This window comes from Micromonospora sp. MH33, assembly GCF_003013775.1.
In the GTDB taxonomy this organism is placed as follows: Bacteria; Actinomycetota; Actinomycetes; order Mycobacteriales; family Micromonosporaceae; genus Micromonospora; species Micromonospora fulviviridis.
The window spans coordinates 1-18,088 of the sequence record NZ_MUYZ01000118.1 but is presented as its reverse complement, the minus strand read 5'-3'; the positions used below and the strand labels follow the sequence as shown (position 1 = coordinate 18,088).

The 18,088-nt window shown below is 74.9% G+C and carries 18 protein-coding genes and 1 pseudogene; 11 read left to right on the top strand and 8 right to left on the bottom strand.

What is annotated here, in order from left to right:
• The 4 genes and pseudogenes from B0E53_RS18805 to B0E53_RS18790 all read left to right on the top strand — a co-directional run.
• Positions 1–539, top strand: a pseudogene (locus tag B0E53_RS18805) (ATPase); the annotation flags it as partial.
• A complete protein-coding gene (locus tag B0E53_RS18800) occupies positions 536–943 on the top strand; it encodes a roadblock/LC7 domain-containing protein (protein ID WP_091262735.1) in 408 nt (135 codons plus the stop codon). The pseudogene B0E53_RS18805 and the gene B0E53_RS18800, both read left to right, overlap by 4 nt.
• A 63-nt stretch (positions 944–1,006) precedes the next feature.
• Entirely contained in the window at positions 1,007–1,369 is a 363-nt protein-coding gene (locus tag B0E53_RS18795) for a DUF742 domain-containing protein (RefSeq protein ID WP_091262733.1), read from the top strand.
• Positions 1,350–1,967 (top strand): ATP/GTP-binding protein, encoded by a 618-nt coding sequence (locus tag B0E53_RS18790; RefSeq protein ID WP_107077262.1) that lies wholly within the window; start codon positions 1,350–1,352, stop codon positions 1,965–1,967. The genes B0E53_RS18795 and B0E53_RS18790 overlap by 20 nt, the downstream gene beginning before the upstream one ends.
• Before the next feature lie 18 nt (positions 1,968–1,985).
• Here B0E53_RS18790 and B0E53_RS18785 read toward each other — a convergent pair whose 3' ends face one another.
• From B0E53_RS18785 to B0E53_RS18765, 5 genes are read right to left on the bottom strand one after another with little or no spacing between them, the layout of a single operon-like run.
• Entirely contained in the window at positions 1,986–3,074 is a 1,089-nt protein-coding gene (locus B0E53_RS18785; RefSeq protein WP_107077261.1) for a uroporphyrinogen-III synthase, read from the bottom strand.
• Positions 3,074–3,421 carry a nitrite reductase small subunit NirD gene (gene nirD / locus B0E53_RS18780; RefSeq protein ID WP_107077260.1) on the bottom strand — a complete coding sequence of 116 codons (348 nt, stop codon included), beginning with the start codon at positions 3,419–3,421 and terminating at the stop codon, positions 3,074–3,076. Before nirD ends, B0E53_RS18785 begins: the two co-directional genes overlap by 1 nt.
• Positions 3,418–5,943 carry a nitrite reductase large subunit NirB gene (gene nirB / locus B0E53_RS18775; protein WP_107077259.1) on the bottom strand — a complete coding sequence of 842 codons (2,526 nt, stop codon included), beginning with the start codon at positions 5,941–5,943 and terminating at the stop codon, positions 3,418–3,420. Before nirB ends, nirD begins: the two co-directional genes overlap by 4 nt.
• Before the next feature lie 49 nt (positions 5,944–5,992).
• A complete protein-coding gene (locus B0E53_RS18770; protein WP_107077258.1) occupies positions 5,993–7,435 on the bottom strand; it encodes an FAD-dependent oxidoreductase in 1,443 nt (480 codons plus the stop codon).
• Positions 7,432–9,543, bottom strand: coding sequence for a molybdopterin oxidoreductase family protein (locus B0E53_RS18765; protein ID WP_107077257.1), 2,112 nt, complete (start codon positions 9,541–9,543; stop codon positions 7,432–7,434). Before B0E53_RS18765 ends, B0E53_RS18770 begins: the two co-directional genes overlap by 4 nt.
• 146 nt (positions 9,544–9,689) lie before the next feature.
• On the opposite strand from B0E53_RS18765, the gene B0E53_RS18760 reads away from it, so the two are divergent.
• The 7 genes from B0E53_RS18760 to glmM all read left to right on the top strand — a co-directional run bounded on the left by B0E53_RS18760 (position 9,690) and on the right by glmM (position 15,099).
• Positions 9,690–10,385 carry a class I SAM-dependent methyltransferase gene (locus B0E53_RS18760; protein ID WP_107077256.1) on the top strand — a complete coding sequence of 232 codons (696 nt, stop codon included), beginning with the start codon at positions 9,690–9,692 and terminating at the stop codon, positions 10,383–10,385.
• Positions 10,386–10,463: 78 nt separating this feature from the next.
• The gene (locus B0E53_RS18755) at positions 10,464–10,724 is read left to right on the top strand and encodes a DUF6364 family protein (protein ID WP_210406133.1); all 261 of its coding nucleotides are present in this window, start codon (positions 10,464–10,466) and stop codon (positions 10,722–10,724) included.
• Positions 10,714–11,007: a type II toxin-antitoxin system PemK/MazF family toxin gene (locus B0E53_RS18750; RefSeq protein ID WP_107077254.1), complete on the top strand. Its 294-nt coding sequence runs from the start codon at positions 10,714–10,716 to the stop codon at positions 11,005–11,007. The genes B0E53_RS18755 and B0E53_RS18750 overlap by 11 nt, the downstream gene beginning before the upstream one ends.
• 122 nt (positions 11,008–11,129) lie before the next feature.
• On the top strand, positions 11,130–12,503 hold the full coding sequence (locus B0E53_RS18745; protein WP_210406132.1) for a nitrate/nitrite transporter: 1,374 nt from the start codon (positions 11,130–11,132) through the stop codon (positions 12,501–12,503).
• A 191-nt stretch (positions 12,504–12,694) separates the two neighbouring features.
• Positions 12,695–13,138, top strand: coding sequence for a 50S ribosomal protein L13 (gene rplM / locus B0E53_RS18740; RefSeq protein WP_107077253.1), 444 nt, complete (start codon positions 12,695–12,697; stop codon positions 13,136–13,138).
• 20 nt (positions 13,139–13,158) lie between these two features.
• Positions 13,159–13,623: a 30S ribosomal protein S9 gene (gene rpsI / locus B0E53_RS18735; protein ID WP_107077252.1), complete on the top strand. Its 465-nt coding sequence runs from the start codon at positions 13,159–13,161 to the stop codon at positions 13,621–13,623.
• 120 nt (positions 13,624–13,743) lie between these two features.
• On the top strand, positions 13,744–15,099 hold the full coding sequence (gene glmM, locus B0E53_RS18730) for a phosphoglucosamine mutase (RefSeq protein ID WP_107077251.1): 1,356 nt from the start codon (positions 13,744–13,746) through the stop codon (positions 15,097–15,099).
• 60 nt (positions 15,100–15,159) lie between these two features.
• On the opposite strand, the gene B0E53_RS18725 is transcribed toward glmM, so the two are convergent.
• From B0E53_RS18725 to B0E53_RS18715, 3 genes are all read right to left on the bottom strand, one after another.
• A complete protein-coding gene (locus tag B0E53_RS18725) occupies positions 15,160–16,269 on the bottom strand; it encodes a beta-eliminating lyase-related protein (RefSeq protein ID WP_107077250.1) in 1,110 nt (369 codons plus the stop codon).
• Positions 16,266–17,453 carry a pyridoxal phosphate-dependent aminotransferase gene (locus tag B0E53_RS18720; RefSeq protein ID WP_107077263.1) on the bottom strand — a complete coding sequence of 396 codons (1,188 nt, stop codon included), beginning with the start codon at positions 17,451–17,453 and terminating at the stop codon, positions 16,266–16,268. Before B0E53_RS18720 ends, B0E53_RS18725 begins: the two co-directional genes overlap by 4 nt.
• Before the next feature lie 57 nt (positions 17,454–17,510).
• Positions 17,511–18,088, bottom strand: a 578-nt coding sequence (locus B0E53_RS18715; protein ID WP_246835474.1) for an MmpS family transport accessory protein, incomplete at its 5' end; no start/stop codon positions are given.

The window sequence follows — 18,088 nt, the reverse complement described above, 5'->3', positions numbered from 1 at the left end:
CCACGTGACACGCGTCGCACCGGCGGCGCGGGCCCGGCCGGCCCGGGCGGCCGAGGCGCCGATCTTCCGGGAGATGGAGGCGGTCTGGTTCCGCTCGCACGGCGAGGACGAGACCACGATCTTCACGCGCCCCCGGTTCGACGAGGAGCCGGCGCCGGCCCCGGCGCAGGCCGCCGCCTCGGCGCAGCCGGCCGGCGCCTCCCCGCCGCCGCTGCCGACCCGCACCCCGGGCGCCGACGCCGACGCCGCCGGCGATCGACCCGGAGGCCTGGCGGACGGCCGCCGACGAGGGCTGGTCGCGGGCCAGCAAGGCCGCGGAGCCCGCCAACGCCGGCACGACCCGTTCCGGCCTGCCCAAGCGGGTGCCGCAGGCCCAGCTCGTGCCTGGCGGCATCGAGCCGAAGGGCAGCCGGGCCAGCACCCGGCGCACCCCGGACGAAGTACGCGGCCTGCTGTCGGCCTACCACCGCGGTGTGCAGCGGGGTCGGACGGCCGGCGCGGACCTGAACAGCACCTCGACCAAGGAGACGAACCGATGAACAGGCCAGCGGCCATGCAGGACATGGGTTGGCTGCTCACCAACTTCGCCGACAGCGTGGCGGGCATCGCCCACGTGGTGGCGGTGTCCGCGGACGGGCTGCTGCTCGCCTCCTCCCGCGATCTGCCGGGGGACCGGGCCGACCAGCTCGCCGCGATCACCTCCGGCGTGGTGAGCCTGACCGAGGGCGCCGCCCGGATGTTCAGCGCCGGCGGGGTGCTCCAGACCGTCATCGAGATGGACAGTGGATATCTCTTCCTCATGTCCATCAGCGACGGCTCGTCGATGGCCGTGCTGGCCGCGCGGAGCTGCGACGTCGGCCAGGTGGGCTACGAGATGGCACTGCTGGTGGAACGGGTCGGCCAGGCACTGGTCCCGCTGCCGAGGGACGCCGTCCGGCCCTGACCGGCCGTCGGGTGACTTGGCCGGGAGCCCGTCCGGCTCCGTACGAGGGGAGGTGATCGCGAGATGGAACCACGACGAGACCCGCGTGGCGCGCTGGTGCGACCGTACGCGGTCACCCGTGGCCGCACCGAGCCGTTGCAGAACATCGCGCTCGAGGCGGTGCTGTCGTGCACGCCCACCCAGTCGGCCGAGGCGCGGTTCGCCGGGCACGACAAGTACCGCATCGCCTCGGTCTGCGAGGGCCGGGCACAGTCGCTGGCGGAGATCGCCGCGTACACCCGGATGCCGCTGGGCGTCACCCGGGTGCTGGTCGCCGACATGGTGGCCGAGGGCCTGCTGACGCTACACACTGCCGCTCCCGCGACGGGGTTCGCGGCGCGGATGAACCTGCTTGGAAGGGTGCTAAGTGGACTTCGCGAACTATGACCCCGCCGGGGCGAGCCGCAGCCGGGAGATCATCTCCGCGAAGATCGTCATCGCGGGCGGCTTCGGGGTGGGCAAGACCACCCTGGTGGGCGCGATCTCCGAGATCCAGCCGCTGACCACCGAGGCGCTGATGACCGCGGCGGGTGTCGGCATCGACGACCCGTCGAAGGTGCCCGGCAAGGAGACCACCACGGTCGCCATGGACTTCGGCCGGATCACCATGGCCGAGGACCTGATCCTCTACCTCTTCGGCACGCCGGGCCAGACCCGCTTCTGGTTCATGTGGGACGAGATCATCCGGGGAGCGGTGGGCGCGGCCGTGCTGGTGGACACCCGCCGGATCACCGACGCCTTCGCGCCGCTGGACTACTTCGAGAACCGCAACCTGCCGTACGTGGTGGCGCTGAACCGGTTCGACGACGCGCCGCACTACGAGCTGGAGGAGATCCGCGAGGCGCTGGCCATCTCGCCGGACGTGCCGCTGGTGATGTGCGACGCGCGGCGGCGCGACTCGGTCAAGCAGGTGCTGGTGACCGTGGTCGAGCACGCCATGCTCCGGCTCCAGGCCGAGCACGGCTTCGCGGCCCCGGTCGGGTGACGGCCGGCCGGCGGCGGGTCAGTCGACCCGCAGCCGGTAGCCGCGCTTGACCACGGTCTGCACCACGCGGGGGGCGTCGAGCCCGACCCGCAGGCGGGCGACCGCCATCTCCACCGCGTGCTCGTCCGCGCCCCGGGGCAGGGTACGCAGCAGGGCGGTGCGGGACAGCACCTTCCCCGGCGCGGCCGCGAGCGCCCGCAGCACCGCCATCGGGGCCGGCGCGAGCGGGCGCAGCTCACCGTCCACCACGGCGGCGTGGCCGCGCAGGGTCAGCAGGTGGCCGCCGGCCTTCACGGTCACCGTCCGGCGGGGCAGCTCGTCGACGATGGTCCGGACCAGGGCGCCGAGCCGGGCCCGGTTCGGGGCGCTCACCGGTACCCCCCGCCGCACCAGGGGCTCGGCGGTGACCGCACCGACGCAGCTGGCCAGCACGTCCCCGCGCAGGGCCGCCAGCACCGTCTCGGTCCGGTCCCCGGCCGCCCGCAGCAGCGCCTCGGCCGCCGGGGCGGAGGTGAACGTCACCGCGTCGACCATCCGCCCGGCGACCAGGTCGATCAGCCGGTGCAGCGGCGCCGGGTCGGTGGGCGGCGCCCAGCGGTAGACCGGCACCTCGATCACCGTGGCCCCGGCCGCCTCCAGCGCCTCGGTGCACTCCGGCTGCCGCTCGCCGTGCAGTTGCAGCGCGATGACCTGGCCGGCCACCCCGCGCCGGACCAGGTGCTCGACCACCTCGTCGCAGCTCTCCGAGGCGGGGGACCAGTGCTCGCGCAGCCCGGCCGCCCGGATCGCCCCGGTCGCCTTGGGACCGCGGGCCACCACGTACGACCGGGCCAGCACGCCGCGCAACGGCTCGGCCAGCCCCCAGCCCTCGGCCGCCTCCAGCCAGCCGCGCATCCCGATGCCGGTGTTCGCCATGAGCACGTCCGGCGGGCGCTCCAGGCACGTCCGGGTGGCCTCGCGCAGGTCGGTGTCGTCGGCCAGCGGCACGATCCGCAGCGCCGGGGCGAGCACCACCCGCGCACCCCGCCGCTGGAGCAGCGCGGCCAGCTCGTCGCGCCGCCGGTCCGCGGTGACCCCGATGGTGAAGCCGGCCAGTTCCTCCCGCATCACTCCTCCTGTCGCAACCGCACCTCGACCAGGCCGTCCCGGCAGCGCACCTCGTGCCGCCGCAGCGCCACGCCAGGGAGGTCCAGGCACCGCCCGGTGGTCAGGTCGTAGACCTGCTTGTGCAGCGGGGAGGCGAGCGTCGGCAGGCCGCCGCGGCTGCCCACGATGCCCCGGGACATCACCTGCGCGCCGCCGACCGGGTCGAGGTTGTCGACCGCGTACAGCTCGCCGCCGGTGTGGAAGAGGGCCACCTGCACCCCGTCGACCAGGGCGGCCACGCCCCGGTCCGGGTCCAGCCGGTCGAGCGGGCAGACCGCCGTCCAGGCCAGCATCGTCGGGGCGCTCATCGCCGTACCTCCGGAAGGCCCAGCGCGACCGGCTGGCGGCGACCGTCGGCGCCCGGCGGGGCGCCGCGGGCGGGCACCGGTTGGCCGCGCTCCACCGCGAAGCTGATGGACGGGTCGGGCACGTCGGGGGCATTGACGAAGGAGGTGAAGCGGCGCAGCCGCTCCGGGTCCTCCAGCACGTCCCGCCACTCGTCGGAGTACCCGGCGACGTGCCGGGCCATGGCCGCGTCGAGTTCGGCGCAGAGCCCGAGCGAGTCGTCCACGAGCACCGACCGGAGGTGGTCGAGACCGCCGTCCATCGCCTCGATCCAGGCGGCGGTGCGCTGCAACCGGTCGGCGGTGCGGATGTAGAACATCAGGAATCTGTCGATCAGCGTAATCAGCGCTTCTGTGCCCAGGTCGGTGGCGAACAGGTCGGCGTGCCGGGGCCGGAACCCGCCGTTGCCGCCGACGTAGAGGTTCCAGCCGGTCTCGGTGGCGATGATGCCGAAGTCCTTGCTGCGGGCCTCGGCGCACTCCCGGGCGCAGCCGGAGACCGCCGACTTGAGCTTGTGCGGGGCGCGCAGCCCCCGGTAGCGCAGTTCCAGCGCGACGGCCAGCCCGACCGAGTCCTGCACCCCGTACCGGCACCAGGTCTCGCCGACGCAGGACTTCACGGTCCGCAGTGCCTTGCCGTACGCGTGGCCGGACTCGAAGCCGGCGTCCACCAGCCGGCGCCAGATCTGCGGGAGCTGCTCGACCCGGGCGCCGAACAGGTCGATCCGCTGCCCGCCGGTGATCTTGGTGTAGAGCCGGAAGTCCCGGGCCACCTCGCCGATCACGATGAGCTTCTCCGGGGTGATCTCGCCGCCGGGGATCCGCGGCACCACCGAGTAGCTGCCGTCGCGCTGCAGGTTGGCCAGGAAGTGGTCGTTGGTGTCCTGGAGGGACGCCTGTTCGCCGTCGAGCACGTGCCCGGTGCCGAGCGAGGCGAGGATCGAGGCCACCACCGGCTTGCAGATGTCGCAGCCGCGCCCGCGCCCGTGCTCGGCGATGAGTTGGGAGAAGGTGCGGATGCCCCGGACCCGGACGATGTCGAAGAGTTCCTGCCGGCCGGCGTCGAAGTGCTCGCAGAGCGCGGTGGACTGCTGCACCCCGGCCGCGTCCAGGAGCTGCTTGAGCATCGGCACGCAGGAGCCGCAGCTCGTCCCGGCCCGGGTGCACGCCTTCAGCGCCGGCACGTCGGTCGCCCCGCCGGCGATGGCCGCGTCCAGGTCGGCCCGGGTCACCGCGTTGCAGGAGCAGACCTGCGCGGCGGCCGGCAGCGCGCCGGCCCCGGCGCCCGCACCGCCCGCCGGGGCCAGCAGCGCCAGCGGGGGAGCGGGCAGTGGCCCGCCGACACTCGCCCGCAGCGTCGGGTACGCGCTCGCGTCGCCCACCAGCACGCCGCCGAGCAGCGTCTTCGCGTCGTCGGACAGGACCAGTTTCGCGTACGCCCGGGTGGCCGGGTCGGTGAAGGTGACGTCGAGGCAGCCCGGGGTGACGCCGTGCGCGTCGCCGAACGAGGCCACGTCCACGCCGAGCAGCTTGAGCTTGGTGGCGGTGTCCGCGCCGGGGAAGGTGGCCGCCCCGCCGAGCAGCCGGTCGGCGACCACCTCGGCGGTCGCGTACCCGGGGGCGACCAGGCCGTGGCAGGTGCCGTCCACGGCGGCGCACTCGCCGACCGCCCAGATCCGCTCGTCCGCCGTCCGGCAGCCCGCGTCGACCAGCACCCCGCCGCGCGGGCCGAGGGGCAGCCCCGCCGCCCGGGCCAGCTCGTCCCGGGGCCGGATGCCGGCGGCCACCACGACCAGGTCCGCCTCGACCGTGCGGCCGTCGGAGAGTTCCAGCGCGCCGACCGTGCCGTCCGGGCCGGGGCGCAGCGCGCTGGTGGCCACCCCGAGGTACGTGGTGACACCCAGTTCCTCGACGTAGCGGCGGAGCATCGCCCCGCCCGCCTCGTCCACCTGCACCGGCATGAGCCGGGGCGCGAACTCGACCACGCTGGTGTCCAGGCCCAGCAGGCGCAGCGCGTTCGCCGCCTCCAGGCCGAGCAGCCCGCCGCCGATCACCGCCCCGGTGCGCCGGCCCTCGGCGTGCGCGCGGATCGCCGCCAGGTCGTCCAGCGTCCGGTAGACGAAGACCCCCGGCAGGTCGGCGCCGGCGATCGGGGGCACGAACGCCGACGAGCCGGTGGCCAGCACCAGCGCGTCGTACGGGTGCTCGCCGGACGGGGTCGTCACCACCCGCCGCGCCCGGTCGACGGTCAGCGCCGGCTCGCCGAGCCGCAGCTCCACCCCGTCGTCGGGGGTGTGCAGGTTCAGCTCCTCGGCGCTCACCCCGTCGAAGAAGGCCGAGAGCCGCACCCGGTCGTACGCCGGCCGCCGCTCCTCGCCGAGCACCGTGACCTGCCAGCGCCGCTCCTGGTCCCGGGCCCGCAACGCCTCGACGAAGCGCTGCCCGACCATGCCGTTGCCGACGACCACCAGCCTGTCGCCGCTCATCGCGTCACCTCCACACGGTCCATCCGCTGAACTTCCCCGGGACGTCCGCTCATCGCGCCGTCACCGGATCCACCTCGGCGAGCCACCCGGCGATGCCGGCCACCGCGTCCCGGCAGCCACCGCACCCGGTGGCCGCCCGGGTCGCCGCGGACAGCTCCGCGGCGGTCCGCGCGCCGGCGCGCCAGCACGCCACCAGGGCGCCCTTGCTCACGTCGTTGCACTGGCACACCGTTGCCGCGTCCGGCATCAGCGCCGGGGACGCGGCGGGCGTGGCCGGGGCGGCGCCGAACGCCCGCCCGAGCAGCAGCGACCGCCGGTCCGCCGGCACCGGTGCGCCGCGGTCGAAGAGCTGCACCACGGTGCCGACCGCCGGGTTGTCGCCGAGCAGGATGGCCCCGGTCAGCCGCTCGTCGCGGATCCGCAGCCGGGCGTACGTGCCCCGGGCCGGGTCGGCGAAGGTCAGCTCCTCGACCGGCCCGCCCCCGTCCGGCGCGCCGGCCGCGTCGCCCATCGCGGCCAGGTCGATGCCGGCCGCCTTGAGCCGGGTCACCACCGGCCGCGGCCGGTAGCGGACCAGCGGGTCGTCTCCGGTCAGCACCTCGGCCACCACCCGGGCCTGCGCCCATGCCGGGGCGACCAGGCCGGTCAGCGTCCCGTCGTGCTGGGCGCAGTCGCCGATGGCCGAGATCCGCCGGTCGCTGGTGCGCATCCGGTCGTCCACCACCACGCCCCGGTCCACGGCCAGCCCGGCCGCCGCGGCCAGCGCGGTGTCCGGGCGTACGCCGCAGGAGAGGACCAGCAGGTCGGCCGCGAGCGAGTCGCCGTCGCCGAGGTCGAGGCGGACACCGTCGGCGTCGGCGGTCACCCCGGTCGCCGTGACGCCCAGCCGGGTGCGCACCCCGAGCCCGGCGAGGGTGCCGGCGAGGACCGCGCCGGCCGGCTGGTCGAGCTGCCGCTCCATCAGGTGCCCGACCGGGTGGACCACCGTCACGGCCAGCCCTCGGGCGGCGAGCCCGCGGGCCGCCTCCAGCCCGAGCAGCCCACCGCCGAGGACCAGGGCGCTGCGGGCGCCCCGGGCGGCGGCGAGGATCCGCCGGCAGTCGTCCAGGGTGCGGAACGGGACCACCCGGTCGGGGAGCGGGTTGAGCCCGGGTAGCGGCGGCACCAGGGCCCGGCTGCCGGTGGCCAGGACCAGGTGGTCGTAGCCGTGCCGGTCGCCGTCGGCGGTGCGTACCTGCCGGGCGGCCCGGTCGATGGCGGTGACCGCGGTGCCGGTGCGCACGTCCGCGCCCTGCCCGGCGACCTCGGCCAGCTCCACGTCCGGCTCGTCGATCTTCCCGGCGAGCAGGGTGGAGAGCATGATCCGGTTGTACGCCCGGTGCGGCTCCGCCCCGAGCACGGTGACCTTCCGGTCCCCGCCCCGCGCGTGCAGTTCGGCGGCGAGGCGGGCGCCCGCCATGCCGTATCCCACGATGACGATTCGCTCGGTCATGCCTTCTCCACCCGGACGGCGCAGATCTTGAACTCGGGCATCCCGGAGACCGGGTCGACGGCGTCGTTGGTCACCGAGTTGGCGCGCGCCGCCCCCGGCCAGTGGAACGGCGCGAAGACGGTGTCCGGCCGGATCGCCGGGCTGAGCCGGGCCGGCGCGCGCAGTTCGCCCCGACGGGAGACCACCCGGACCTCCTCGCCGTCGGCGACGCCGAGCCGGCCGGCCAGGTCGGGGTGCAGCTCCACGAAGCCGCCGGGGGCGGCCCTGTGCAGCGCGGCGATCCGTCGGGTCTGCGCGCCGGACTGGTACTGGGCGAGCACCCGGCCGGTGGTGAAGTGCAGCGGGTAGTCGGCGCAGACCGGCTCGGCGGCCGGCCGGTGGGTCACCGCCCGGAACCGGGCCCGGCCGTCCGGGGTGGGGAACCGGTCGGCGAAGAGCCGCGGGGTGTCCGGCCCGTCCTCGTCCGGGCAGGGCCAGAAGACGCCGGTGTCGGCGTCGATCCGGTCCCAGCTCACCCCGGCGTAGTCGGCCGGCCCGCCGGCCGAGGCGCGGCGCAGTTCGGCGAAGACCGCCGCCGGGTCGGTGGGGAACGCGCCGGGCGCGTCGAGGCGGGCCGCCAGCCCGGCGAGGACGGCCAGGTCGGTGCGGACGCCGGGCGGGGGCTCGCGCAGGGCACGGCGGCGCAGCACCCGACCCTCCAGGTTGGTCATGGTGCCGTCCTCCTCGGCCCACTGGGCGACGGGCAGCACCACGTCGGCCAGCTCGGCGGTCTCCGAGCGCAGGAGGTCGGCCACCACGAGCAGGTCCAGGTCGCGCAGCCGGGACTCGACCCGGGCCGCGCGGGGCGCGGACACCACCGGGTTGGAGCCGAAGACCAGCAGCGCCCGGGGGCCGTGCGCGGTGCCGAGCGAGTCGAGGAGCTGGTAGGCCGGTACGCCGGGCCCGGGCAGCGCGGCGGGGTCGACGCCCCAGACCGCCGCCACGTGCTCCCGGGCCGCCGGGTCGTCGATCCGCCGGTAGCCGGGGAGCTGGTCGGCCTTCTGCCCGTGCTCCCGGCCGCCCTGCCCGTTGCCCTGCCCGGTGAGGCAGCCGTAGCCGGAGCCGGGGCGGCCGGGCAGGCCCAGGGCGAGCGCCAGGTTGATGAACGCGGTGACCGTGTCCACGCCCTTGGCGTGCTGCTCGGCGCCCCGTGCGGTGAGGATGATCGCGCGGTCCACGGTGGCCAGGGCCCGGGCGGTCGCCTCCAGGTCGGCCACCGGCACCCCGGAGAGTCGCTCCACCTCGGCCGGCCAGCAGCCGGCCACGGTCCGCCGGACCTCGTCGAAGCCGGTGGTCCGGTCGGCCACGTACGCCCGGTCCAGCCATCCCTCGGTGAGCGCGATGTGCAGCAGCGCGTTGGCCACCGCCAGGTCGGTGCCGGGCAGCGGTTGCAGGTGCAGGTCCGCCTGGCGGGCGGTGGCGGTGAGCCGCGGGTCGACCACGATCAGCCGGCCGCCCCGCTCGCGCTGGTCGGCGAGGTGGCGCATCAGCGGCGGCATGGTCTCGGCCGGGTTCGCGCCGACCAGCAGCAGGGTGTCCGCCCGGCCGAGGTCGGCGAGGGGGAAGGGGAGCCCCCGGTCGAGGCCGAACGCGCGCATCCCGGCCGCCGCGGCCGAGGACATGCACCACCGTCCGTTGTAGTCGATGTGCCGGGTGCGCAGCGCCACCCGGGCGAACTTGCCGAGCGCGTACGCCTTCTCGTTGGTCAGCCCGCCGCCGCCGAAGACCGCGACGGCGTCCCGCCCGTGCCGCTCCTGGACCGCCCGCAGCCCGGCGGTCACCCGGTCGAGCGCCTCGTCCCAGCTGGCCGGGCGCAGGTCGCCGCCGGGCCGGTCGCGCAGCAGCGGGGTGGTCAGCCGGTCCGGGTGGTCGAGCAGGTCCGCGGCGGTCCAGCCCTTCTGGCAGAGGCCGCCCCGGTTGGTGGGGAAGTCCCGGGGCGCGACCTCGATCCGCTCCCCGGCCTCCCGCAGCACCATGCCGCACTGGAGCGCGCAGTAGGGGCAGTGCGTGGCCGCCTCCCGGGGTGGCCGTACCCCCGGTCGCGTCGCCACGCGTGCACCGTCTGTCATGTCGGGAAAGCGTGCCGTCAGGCGGTTTCCGGTCCGGGTCCCTTCTGTTTCGGTCCTGTCAAGAGCACCTCACACCGCACGGGAGTGACGAGCCGGTCGGCAGGGCTTAGAATGTGGGACGAAAATCTCGGATTCTGGGAGGCGCGATGAGTGTGGCGGACGCGTTCGACGCGGTGGCGGGAAGCTACGACGCGGCCCGGCGCCGGCTCGTACCCTGCTTCGACGCCTTCTACGGCACAGCGGTCGAGGTGGCCGCGCCGCCGCTGCGGGCGGCGCTCGCCGCGGGGCGTACCCCCGAGGTGCTGGACCTGGGCGCGGGTACCGGCCTGCTCTCCCTGCTGCTGGCCGCGGCGGTCCCCGGGGTCCGGCTGACCCTGGTCGACGCGGCGCCCGGCATGCTGGCGGTGGCCACCGGCCACCTGGCCGCCCGCGGGGTGCCGCACCGCACGTCGCTCGCCGACCTGGCCGACCCGCTGCCGGCCGGCCGCTACGACGCGGTGGTCTCCGCGCTGGCCATCCACCACCTGGACGACGACGGCAAGCGGGCGCTCTACCGGCGGGCGGCCGAGGCGCTGGCGCCCGGCGGCGTCTTCGTCAACGCCGAGCAGGTGGCCGGCCCGACCCCCGCCCTCGACCGGCGCTACGACGAGGTGTGGACGGCCCGGATCACCGAGCTGGGCTCGGACGCCGCGGAGATCGCCGGGGCCCGCGAGCGGATGCGGCACGACCGGCCGGCGCCGGTGACCGACCAGTGCCGCTGGCTCGCCGAGGCCGGCCTGGTCGACGTGGACTGCTTCTTCAAGGAGTGGCGGTTCGCGGTGTTCGGTGGCCGCCGTCCCTGAGCGTGGCCGGGTGTCCGGTTCGGCGACGGGTGCGAGCGGGGATGACTGGCGGTCATACCAATGGGTAATCTCTCCGGCATGACCGCCAAGGTGACACTGTCGTTCTCCGACGAGACGATCGAGGAGGCGCGCCGGTTCGCCAAGCGGGAAGGGCTCTCCCTCTCCGCCTGGATGGACCAGGCCGCCCGGGAGAAGGCGCTGCGCGAGGTCTTCACCGCGCACGCCGAGGCGGTCGCCCGCGCCGGCCTGGACCTGGAGTCCGCCGCCCTGGCCGACGCCCAGGAGGCCGCGATGGTCGACGACGCGCTGTTCGGCGGCGGGCGCCCGCGTGCTGCGTAGGGGCGAGATCTGGCGCATCTCCGGCGCCCGGGAACGGCTCGGCCTGGTCATCAGCTCCGACGTCTACAACTCCACCGCGGTGCCGATCGTGATCGTGGTCGAGGTGGTCGAGGAGTCGCTGCTGCGCGACTCGCCCCTGGCCGTGGCGATGGGCGGCTACGTGGTGATGCCCGACCGGCTCTCCTCGCCCATGAAGAAGTGGTTCACCGAGTGCGTGGACGTGGCCGACACCGAGACCATGCAGCGGGTCGCCCGCGCGCTGCGCATCCTCCAGGAGATCTGACCGCTTCACCGCCGCCCGCCGACGGACGTGCGATCTCCGTTTCCGGACCGACCCGCGACGGGCACGGCCGGGAAACCGCCCGTTCCTAGCGTCCCCCTCGTCACCGACGAGGAGGAGTCGCCGTGAGCACGCTCGCTTCCCCCACCACCCTGGCCCCGGCCGCCGCCGGCCGCCCGGGACGGATCACCGAATGGCGCCCGGAGGACCCGGAGTTCTGGGCCACGACCGGCGCGCCGATCGCCCGCCGCAACCTGTACGTCTCGATCTTCGCCGAGCACGTCGGCTTCTCCGTGTGGAGCCTCTGGTCGGTGATGGTGCTCTTCCTCGGCCCCGAATTCGGCATCGACCCCGCCGGGAAGTTCCTGCTCACCGCCGTGCCGGCCGCGCTGGGCGCGGTGCTGCGGCTGCCGTACACCCTGGCGGTGGCCCGGTTCGGCGGGCGGAACTGGACCATCGTGAGCGCGCTGCTGCTGCTGGTGCCGGCCGTGCCCATGGCGGTGCTCATCGAACCCGGCGTGTCGTACGCCACGCTCATGGTGCTGGCCTGCCTGACCGGCGTCGGTGGCGGCAACTTCGCCTCCTCCATGGCGAACATCAACCTGTTCTTCCCGGACCGGCTCAAGGGCCGGGCGCTCGGGCTCAACGCCGGCGGCGGCAACCTCGGCGTGCCGGCCGTACAGCTCGTCGGGCTGGCGGTGCTGGCCACCGCCGGCGCCGCGTACCCCCGGCTGGTGCCGGCGGTCTACCTGCCGCTGATCGTGCTCGCGGCGCTGGCCGCGGCGCGCTGGCTGGACAACGTTCCGGGGGCGCGCAACGAGCCCGGCGCGCTGCGCGCCGCGGCCCGCGACCCGCACACCTGGGTGATGTCCCTGCTCTACATCGGCACCTTCGGCTCGTTCATCGGCTTCGGCTTCGCCTTCGGCCAGGTGCTCCAGCTCCAGTTCCACGACCGGTTCCCGACCCCGGTCGACGCCGCCTGGCTGACCTTCCTCGGGCCGCTGACCGGCTCGCTGATCCGGCCGTTCGGCGGCCAGCTCGCCGACCGGCTCGGCGGGGCCCGGGTCACCTTCTGGAACTTCGTGGCGATGGCCGCCGGCGCCGGGCTGGTGCTCTACGCCGCCCGGGACCGGTCCTTCCCGCTCTACCTGGCCGGGTTCCTGGCGCTCTTCGTCTTCTCCGGGATCGGCAACGGCTCGACGTACAAGATGATCCCGGCGATCTTCCGGGCCCGGGCCGCCGCCGAGACGGAGCTGACCGGGGACCGGGAGGCGGCCGAGCGGCGGGCCCGGCGGCTCTCCGGCGCGTTGATCGGCATCGCCGGGGCGGTGGGCGCCTCGGGCGGGGTGCTGGTGAACGTGGCGTTCCGGCAGTCGTTCCTCACCGCCGGCACCGCCGACGCCGCCTACCTGGCCTTCATCGCCTGGTACGCGCTCTGTTTCCTGGTGACCTGGGTGGTGTACCTGCGGCCGGGGTCGCGTAAGCTGGCGGGCGTGTGACCTCCGCCATGGGAAAGGCGCAGGCCACGCGGGGTGGCACCCCGTTTTGACCTGCCGCCGGGCGGCCGGGTATCGTTGCCTGCTGTTGTACGACATTCTTAGGCGTGCCGCATCAGGTACGCTTGGTCGTTCGTGCGCGCCTGGTCACCTCGGCGCGCGACCCCAGACCGACGACGAGACAAGGTAGACCTGTGCGTACGTACAGCCCGAAGCCGGGTGAGATCGAGCGTCAGTGGCACGTCATCGACGCCTCTGATGTCGTGCTGGGCCGCCTCGCGACCCACGCCGCCACGCTGCTGCGTGGTAAGCACAAGCCGACTTTCGCGCCGCACGTCGACACGGGCGACTTCGTCGTCATCGTGAACGCGGGCAAGGTCGCGCTGACCGGCAACAAGCGCCAGACCAAGGTCGCTTACCGCCACTCCGGCTACCCGGGTGGTCTGAAGCGGGTCGGTTACGACGAGCTGCTGACCAAGCGGCCCGAGCGGGCCATCGAGCTGGCCGTGAAGGGCATGCTCCCGCACAACAAGCTGGGCCGTCAGATTCTCAAGAAGCTGAAGGTCTACGCCGGTGCCGAGCACCCGCACGGCGCGCAGCAGCCGGTGCCGTTCGAGATCAAGCAGATCGCGCAGTGAGCGCGGGCGAAGGAAGCAGCATGACCGACATCACCGCCACCGAGGTCGCCCCCGAGGCCACCGAGGCGCCGGCGCCCGTCGCGCGCGCGCCTCGTGGCGACCGCCCGATCCAGACCGTGGGTCGGCGCAAGGAGGCCATCGTCCGGGTCCGCATCGTCCCGGGCAGCGGCAAGATCACCTGCAACGGCCGCGACCTCGAGGCCTACTTCCCGAGCAAGGTGCACCAGCAGCTCATCAAGGACCCGCTGGTCACCGCCGAGAAGCCCGAGGCGTTCGACGTCATCGCCAACCTGCGTGGCGGCGGCACCACCGGCCAGGCCGGCGCGCTGCGGCTCGCCATCGCGCGGGCGCTGATCGTCAACGAGCCCGACGACCGCCCGGCCCTGAAGAAGGCCGGCTTCCTGACCCGTGACGCCCGGGTCAAGGAGAGCAAGAAGTACGGCCTCAAGAAGGCCCGTAAGGCTCCCCAGTACTCGAAGCGCTGATCACCACCAGCGCCGTGTACTTCTGACGGACGGCCGGGTCCGCCTCCCCCTTGCCGGGGGAGGTGGCCCGGCCGTTCCGCTTTTCTCCTCTCAACGGCAGTCCATCGGAGGTTGGCGGGTATGGGCCGGTTGTTCGGCACGGACGGCGTACGCGGGCGGGCGAACGCGGATCTCACCCCGGAGTTGGCGCTCGCGGTGGCGGTGGCCGCCGCCCACACGCTGGCCGAGACCGACAGGAGCCATCCGCCGCTCGCCGTGGTCGGCCGGGACACCCGGGCCAGCGGCGAGATGCTGGAGGCCGCCGTGGTCGCCGGGCTGACCAGCGCCGGCGCCAACGTGGTCCGGGTCGGCGTGCTGCCCACCCCCGCGGTCGCGTTCCTCACCGCCGAGGCCAAGGCCGACCTGGGCGTCATGCTCTCCGCCTCGCACAACCCGATGCCGGACAACGGCATCAAGCTCTTCGCCGCCGGCGGGCACAAGCTGCCCGACGAGATCGAGATGCGGATCGAGGCGGCCGTCGAGGCGAACGCCACCACCGCCTGGGAGCGCCCGATCGGCGCCGGGGTCGGCCGGGTGCACGACCTGCTCGACGGCGCCGACCACTACGTCCAGCACCTGGTCGGCACCGTGCCGCACCGGCTGGACGGGATCAAGGTCGTGGTCGACTGCGCCAACGGCGCGGCCGCCGACGTCGCCCCGGTGGCGTACCGGGAGGCCGGCGCCGAGGTGATCGCCATCTACGCCGAGCCGGACGGCCTGAACATCAACGACGAATGCGGCTCCAACCACATCGACGCGCTGCGCGCCGCCGTGGTCGAGCACGGCGCGCACCTCGGCATCGCCCACGACGGCGACGCCGACCGCTGCGTCGCGGTCACCGCGGACGGCGACGAGGTCGACGGCGACCAGGTCATGGCGATCCTCGCCCTGGCCATGCGGGAGGCCGGCGAGCTGACCCAGGACACCCTGGTCGCCACCGTGATGAGCAACCTCGGCCTGCGGCTGGCCATGTCCGCGCAGGGCATCCGGCTGGTCGAGACCAAGGTCGGCGACCGGTACGTGCTGGAGGAACTGCGCGCCTCCGGCCTGGCGCTGGGCGGCGAGCAGAGCGGGCACATCGTGATGCCGGCGTACGCGACCACCGGCGACGGCGTGCTCACCGGCCTGCACCTGATGTCGCGGATGGCCGCCACCGGCAAGTCCCTCGCCGACCTGGCCGCCGTGGTCACCAAGCTGCCCCAGGTGCTGATCAACGTGCCGGTCGGCGACCGCACCGTCGGCGCCGCCGCGCCGGCCGTCCGCGCCGAGGTGGAGCGGGCCGAGGCCGAGCTGGGCGAGACCGGCCGGGTGCTGCTCCGCCCGTCGGGCACCGAGCCGCTGGTCCGCGTCATGGTCGAGGCCGCCACCGAGGCGACCGCCCGGGCCGTCGCCGAGCGCATCGCGGATCAGGTCCGCGCCGCCAGCCCGGCGGCCTGACCGCGGCTGTACGCCTGATCGGGGCGGCGGGCCGGCCCGGATCGCCGGCCGGTCCGGCGGTCAGGGGCGCGGGAGGCGGCAGAGGAAGCGGTCGGCCAGGTCGAGGATCTGGTCGGCGTCCAGCTCCAGCGCGGGGCCGGCCACCGTCACCTCGGTCAGCGCCAGGCCGGGCACCTCGGTGTCCCGCCAGCCGCCGGCGAACCACACCTTCTCCTCCTCGGCGAGGGCGAGGTTGGCCGCGTTCAGGTCCTCCGCCGGGTACGGCAGCCAGAGCCGGAACTGGTGGGTGTGCGGCGGCGTCGGGTGGACCCGCACGCCGGGCACGCCGGCCAGCGCCTCGGCCACGCGCTTCGCGTGCGCCACGTAGCCGGCCAGCCGGGGCAGCTCCCGCTCCAGGCCGGCGAGCGCGGCGAGGGCCGCCGGCCACTGCTGGAACAGGGTGCCCCCGTAGCGGTGCCGCCAGGCGCGGGCGTACCGGACCAGCTCGGCGTCGCCGGCCAGGGCCGCGCCGGAGTGGCCGCCGAGGGACTTGTAGAACGAGACGTACGTGCTGTCGGCCAGGGCCGCGATCTCGGCCGCCGAGTGCCCCAGGTGGACGGTGGACTCCCAGAGCCGCGCCCCGTCCAGGTGCACCCGGGCACCCCGCTCCCGGGCCGCGCCGACCACCGCGACCAGTTCGTCCCACGTCGGCAGGACGAAGCCGGCGTCCCGCAGCGGCAGCTCCAGGAAGAGCGTGCCGACCGGCTCGTCGAGCGCGCCCACCTCCTCGGCCGTCGGGTTGCGCGGCGCCTCCGTGGTCCGCACCGCCCGCAGGCCGCCGAGCACCGCGTACGCGTCGCGCTCGTGCAGCAGCGGGTGGCTGAGCGGGTGCAGGCCGACCGCGTCCCGGCCGGTCAACTCGGCGCCGTGGCGCATCGCCACCTGCTGCGCCATGGTGCCGGTCGGGAAGAAGGCGGCCGCCTCCGTGCCGAGCAGCTCGGCGACCCGGCGCTCCAGCCGCTCCACCGCCCCGCCCTCGCCGTAGAAGTCGGGCAGCAGGTCCTCCGGCGCGGCCCCGCCGAGCGCCGTGAGCTGCTCCCGCACCGAGGCCGGCCGGACGCCGGAGAGCACCGTGTCGCAGTCGCGCTGGGCGGCGAGCCGGCGCATCCGGTCGGCGTACGCGTCGGTCATCCGTCCTCCCTGAGCCGGCGCAACCGGGTGACCGCCTCGGTGAGCACCTCGGGCCGCTTGCAGAACGCGAACCGGACCAGCCGCCGGCCCGCCTCCGCGTCGTCGTAGAAGACCTGGGTCGGCACCGCGACCACGCCGCAGCGCTCCGGAAGCGACCGGCAGAACTCCACCCCGTCCCGCCCGCCGAGCGGGGTGACGTCGGCGGTGACGAAGTACGTCCCCTCCGGCGCGAGCACGCCGAACCCGGCGTCGGTGAGGCCGGCGACGAGCTGGTCCCGCCGCTGCTGGAGGCCGTCCCGGAAGTCGGCGAAGTAGGCGCCCGGCAGGCCGAGCGCCACCGCCACGGCCGGTTGCAGCGGGGCGGCGTTGACGAAGGTGAGGAACTGCTTCACCCGCAGCACCGCGGCGACCAGCGGCGCCGGGCCGCTCACCCAGCCGACCTTCCAGCCGGTGCAGGAGAACGTCTTGCCGGCCGAGGAGATGCGCAGGGTCCGCTCGCGCATGCCGGGGAGCGTCGCCAGCGGCAGGTGCGGGGCGGCGGCGTCGGTGAAGAGCAGGTGCTCGTAGACCTCGTCGGTGACCGCGTACGCGCCGTGCTCCTGGCACAGCTCGGCGACCAGGGCCAGCTCGTCGGCGGTGCAGACCTTGCCGGTCGGGTTGTGCGGGGTGTTCAGCAGCACCAGGCGGGTACGCGGCCCGAACGCCGCGCGCAGCTCCGCCGGGTCGAAGGCGTAACGGCCGTCGGCGCCGGGACGCAGCGTGACCGGGCGGCGGACCGCGCCGGCCAGGGCGATCGAGGCCGCGTACGAGTCGTAGTAGGGCTCGAAGCACACCACCTCGTCGCCCGGCTCGCACAGGGCGAGGATGCTCGCCGCGATCGCCTCGGTGGCGCCGGCGGTCACCACGATCTCGCCGTCGGGGTCGTACTCCAGGCCCCAGAACCGGCGCTGGTGGGCCGCCACGGCCGCGCGCAGCGCCGGGATGCCCGGACCCGGCGGGTACTGGTTGTGGCCGGAACGCAGCGCCTCGGCGGCCGCGGCGAGCATCTCCGGCGGCCCGTCGGTGTCGGGGAAGCCCTGCCCGAGGTTGACCGCGCCGGTGCGCACGGCCAGCGCCGACATCTCGGCGAAGATGGTGGTGCCGAACGGCCGCATCCGGGCCACCAGCGGATCGGTCGTCGTCACGCCGGCCAGCCTACGGCCCGGCACCGACGCCGCACGACCGCCGCGTCCTTGCCGGCGTCACCAGCCGAAGCAGGTTGCCGCCCACTGGCCCGAGTCCTGCGAGACGACCTTCCCGTTGATGGTGATCCGGCAGCTCGCCTTGCCCGAGCCGGTGGGCGACGCGATGATCTGCACCCGTTCCCGGTCGTTCGCGGTGAACGCCAGCCGAAACGGCGACCGCACCCCGTCGAGCTGGAGGAAGTCGGCGTTGGCGTCGTAGAACTGGACGTCGACGGTCGCCGTGCCGCTCACCTCGTACAGGACTGTGAACCGGCCGGGCCCGCCGGACGGGGTGGTGGCGGGGACCGGCGGCGCGGCGTCGGTGGGCTCGCCGGCGAGGCCCCCGTCGGGCTCGTCGAACTCCGGGTCGTACGGCTGCCCCGAGGTGGTCGAGTCGTCGACGAAGCTGCCGAGCACGCCCAGGCCGACGCAGCCGCAGAAGGCGAGCACCAGGGCGATGACCACGGTCACCACGACGGCCACGACCCATCCGCCGCTCGACCGGCGCGGCGCCGCCGTGGGATACGCGTAGGGCGGCGGGTAGCCGACCGGGGGCCATCCCGGCCCGGGGGCGCCGCCGGGCCAGGGCGGCGCGG

What these genes read in the sequence shown, in the direction of transcription:
- B0E53_RS18800 (WP_091262735.1), top strand. Translation starts at nt 536, where the DNA reads ATGAACAGGCCAGCGGCCATGCAGGACATGGGTTGGCTGCTCACCAAC.
- B0E53_RS18795 (WP_091262733.1), top strand. Translation starts at nt 1,007, where the DNA reads ATGGAACCACGACGAGACCCGCGTGGCGCGCTGGTGCGACCGTACGCG.
- B0E53_RS18785 (WP_107077261.1), bottom strand. Translation starts at nt 3,074, where the DNA reads ATGCGGGAGGAACTGGCCGGCTTCACCATCGGGGTCACCGCGGACCGG.
- nirD (WP_107077260.1), bottom strand. Translation starts at nt 3,421, where the DNA reads ATGAGCGCCCCGACGATGCTGGCCTGGACGGCGGTCTGCCCGCTCGAC.
- nirB (WP_107077259.1), bottom strand. Translation starts at nt 5,943, where the DNA reads ATGAGCGGCGACAGGCTGGTGGTCGTCGGCAACGGCATGGTCGGGCAG.
- B0E53_RS18770 (WP_107077258.1), bottom strand. Translation starts at nt 7,435, where the DNA reads ATGACCGAGCGAATCGTCATCGTGGGATACGGCATGGCGGGCGCCCGC.
- B0E53_RS18765 (WP_107077257.1), bottom strand. Translation starts at nt 9,543, where the DNA reads ATGACAGACGGTGCACGCGTGGCGACGCGACCGGGGGTACGGCCACCC.
- B0E53_RS18760 (WP_107077256.1), top strand. Translation starts at nt 9,690, where the DNA reads ATGAGTGTGGCGGACGCGTTCGACGCGGTGGCGGGAAGCTACGACGCG.
- B0E53_RS18755 (WP_210406133.1), top strand. Translation starts at nt 10,464, where the DNA reads ATGACCGCCAAGGTGACACTGTCGTTCTCCGACGAGACGATCGAGGAG.
- rpsI (WP_107077252.1), top strand. Translation starts at nt 13,159, where the DNA reads ATGACCGACATCACCGCCACCGAGGTCGCCCCCGAGGCCACCGAGGCG.
- glmM (WP_107077251.1), top strand. Translation starts at nt 13,744, where the DNA reads ATGGGCCGGTTGTTCGGCACGGACGGCGTACGCGGGCGGGCGAACGCG.
- B0E53_RS18725 (WP_107077250.1), bottom strand. Translation starts at nt 16,269, where the DNA reads ATGACCGACGCGTACGCCGACCGGATGCGCCGGCTCGCCGCCCAGCGC.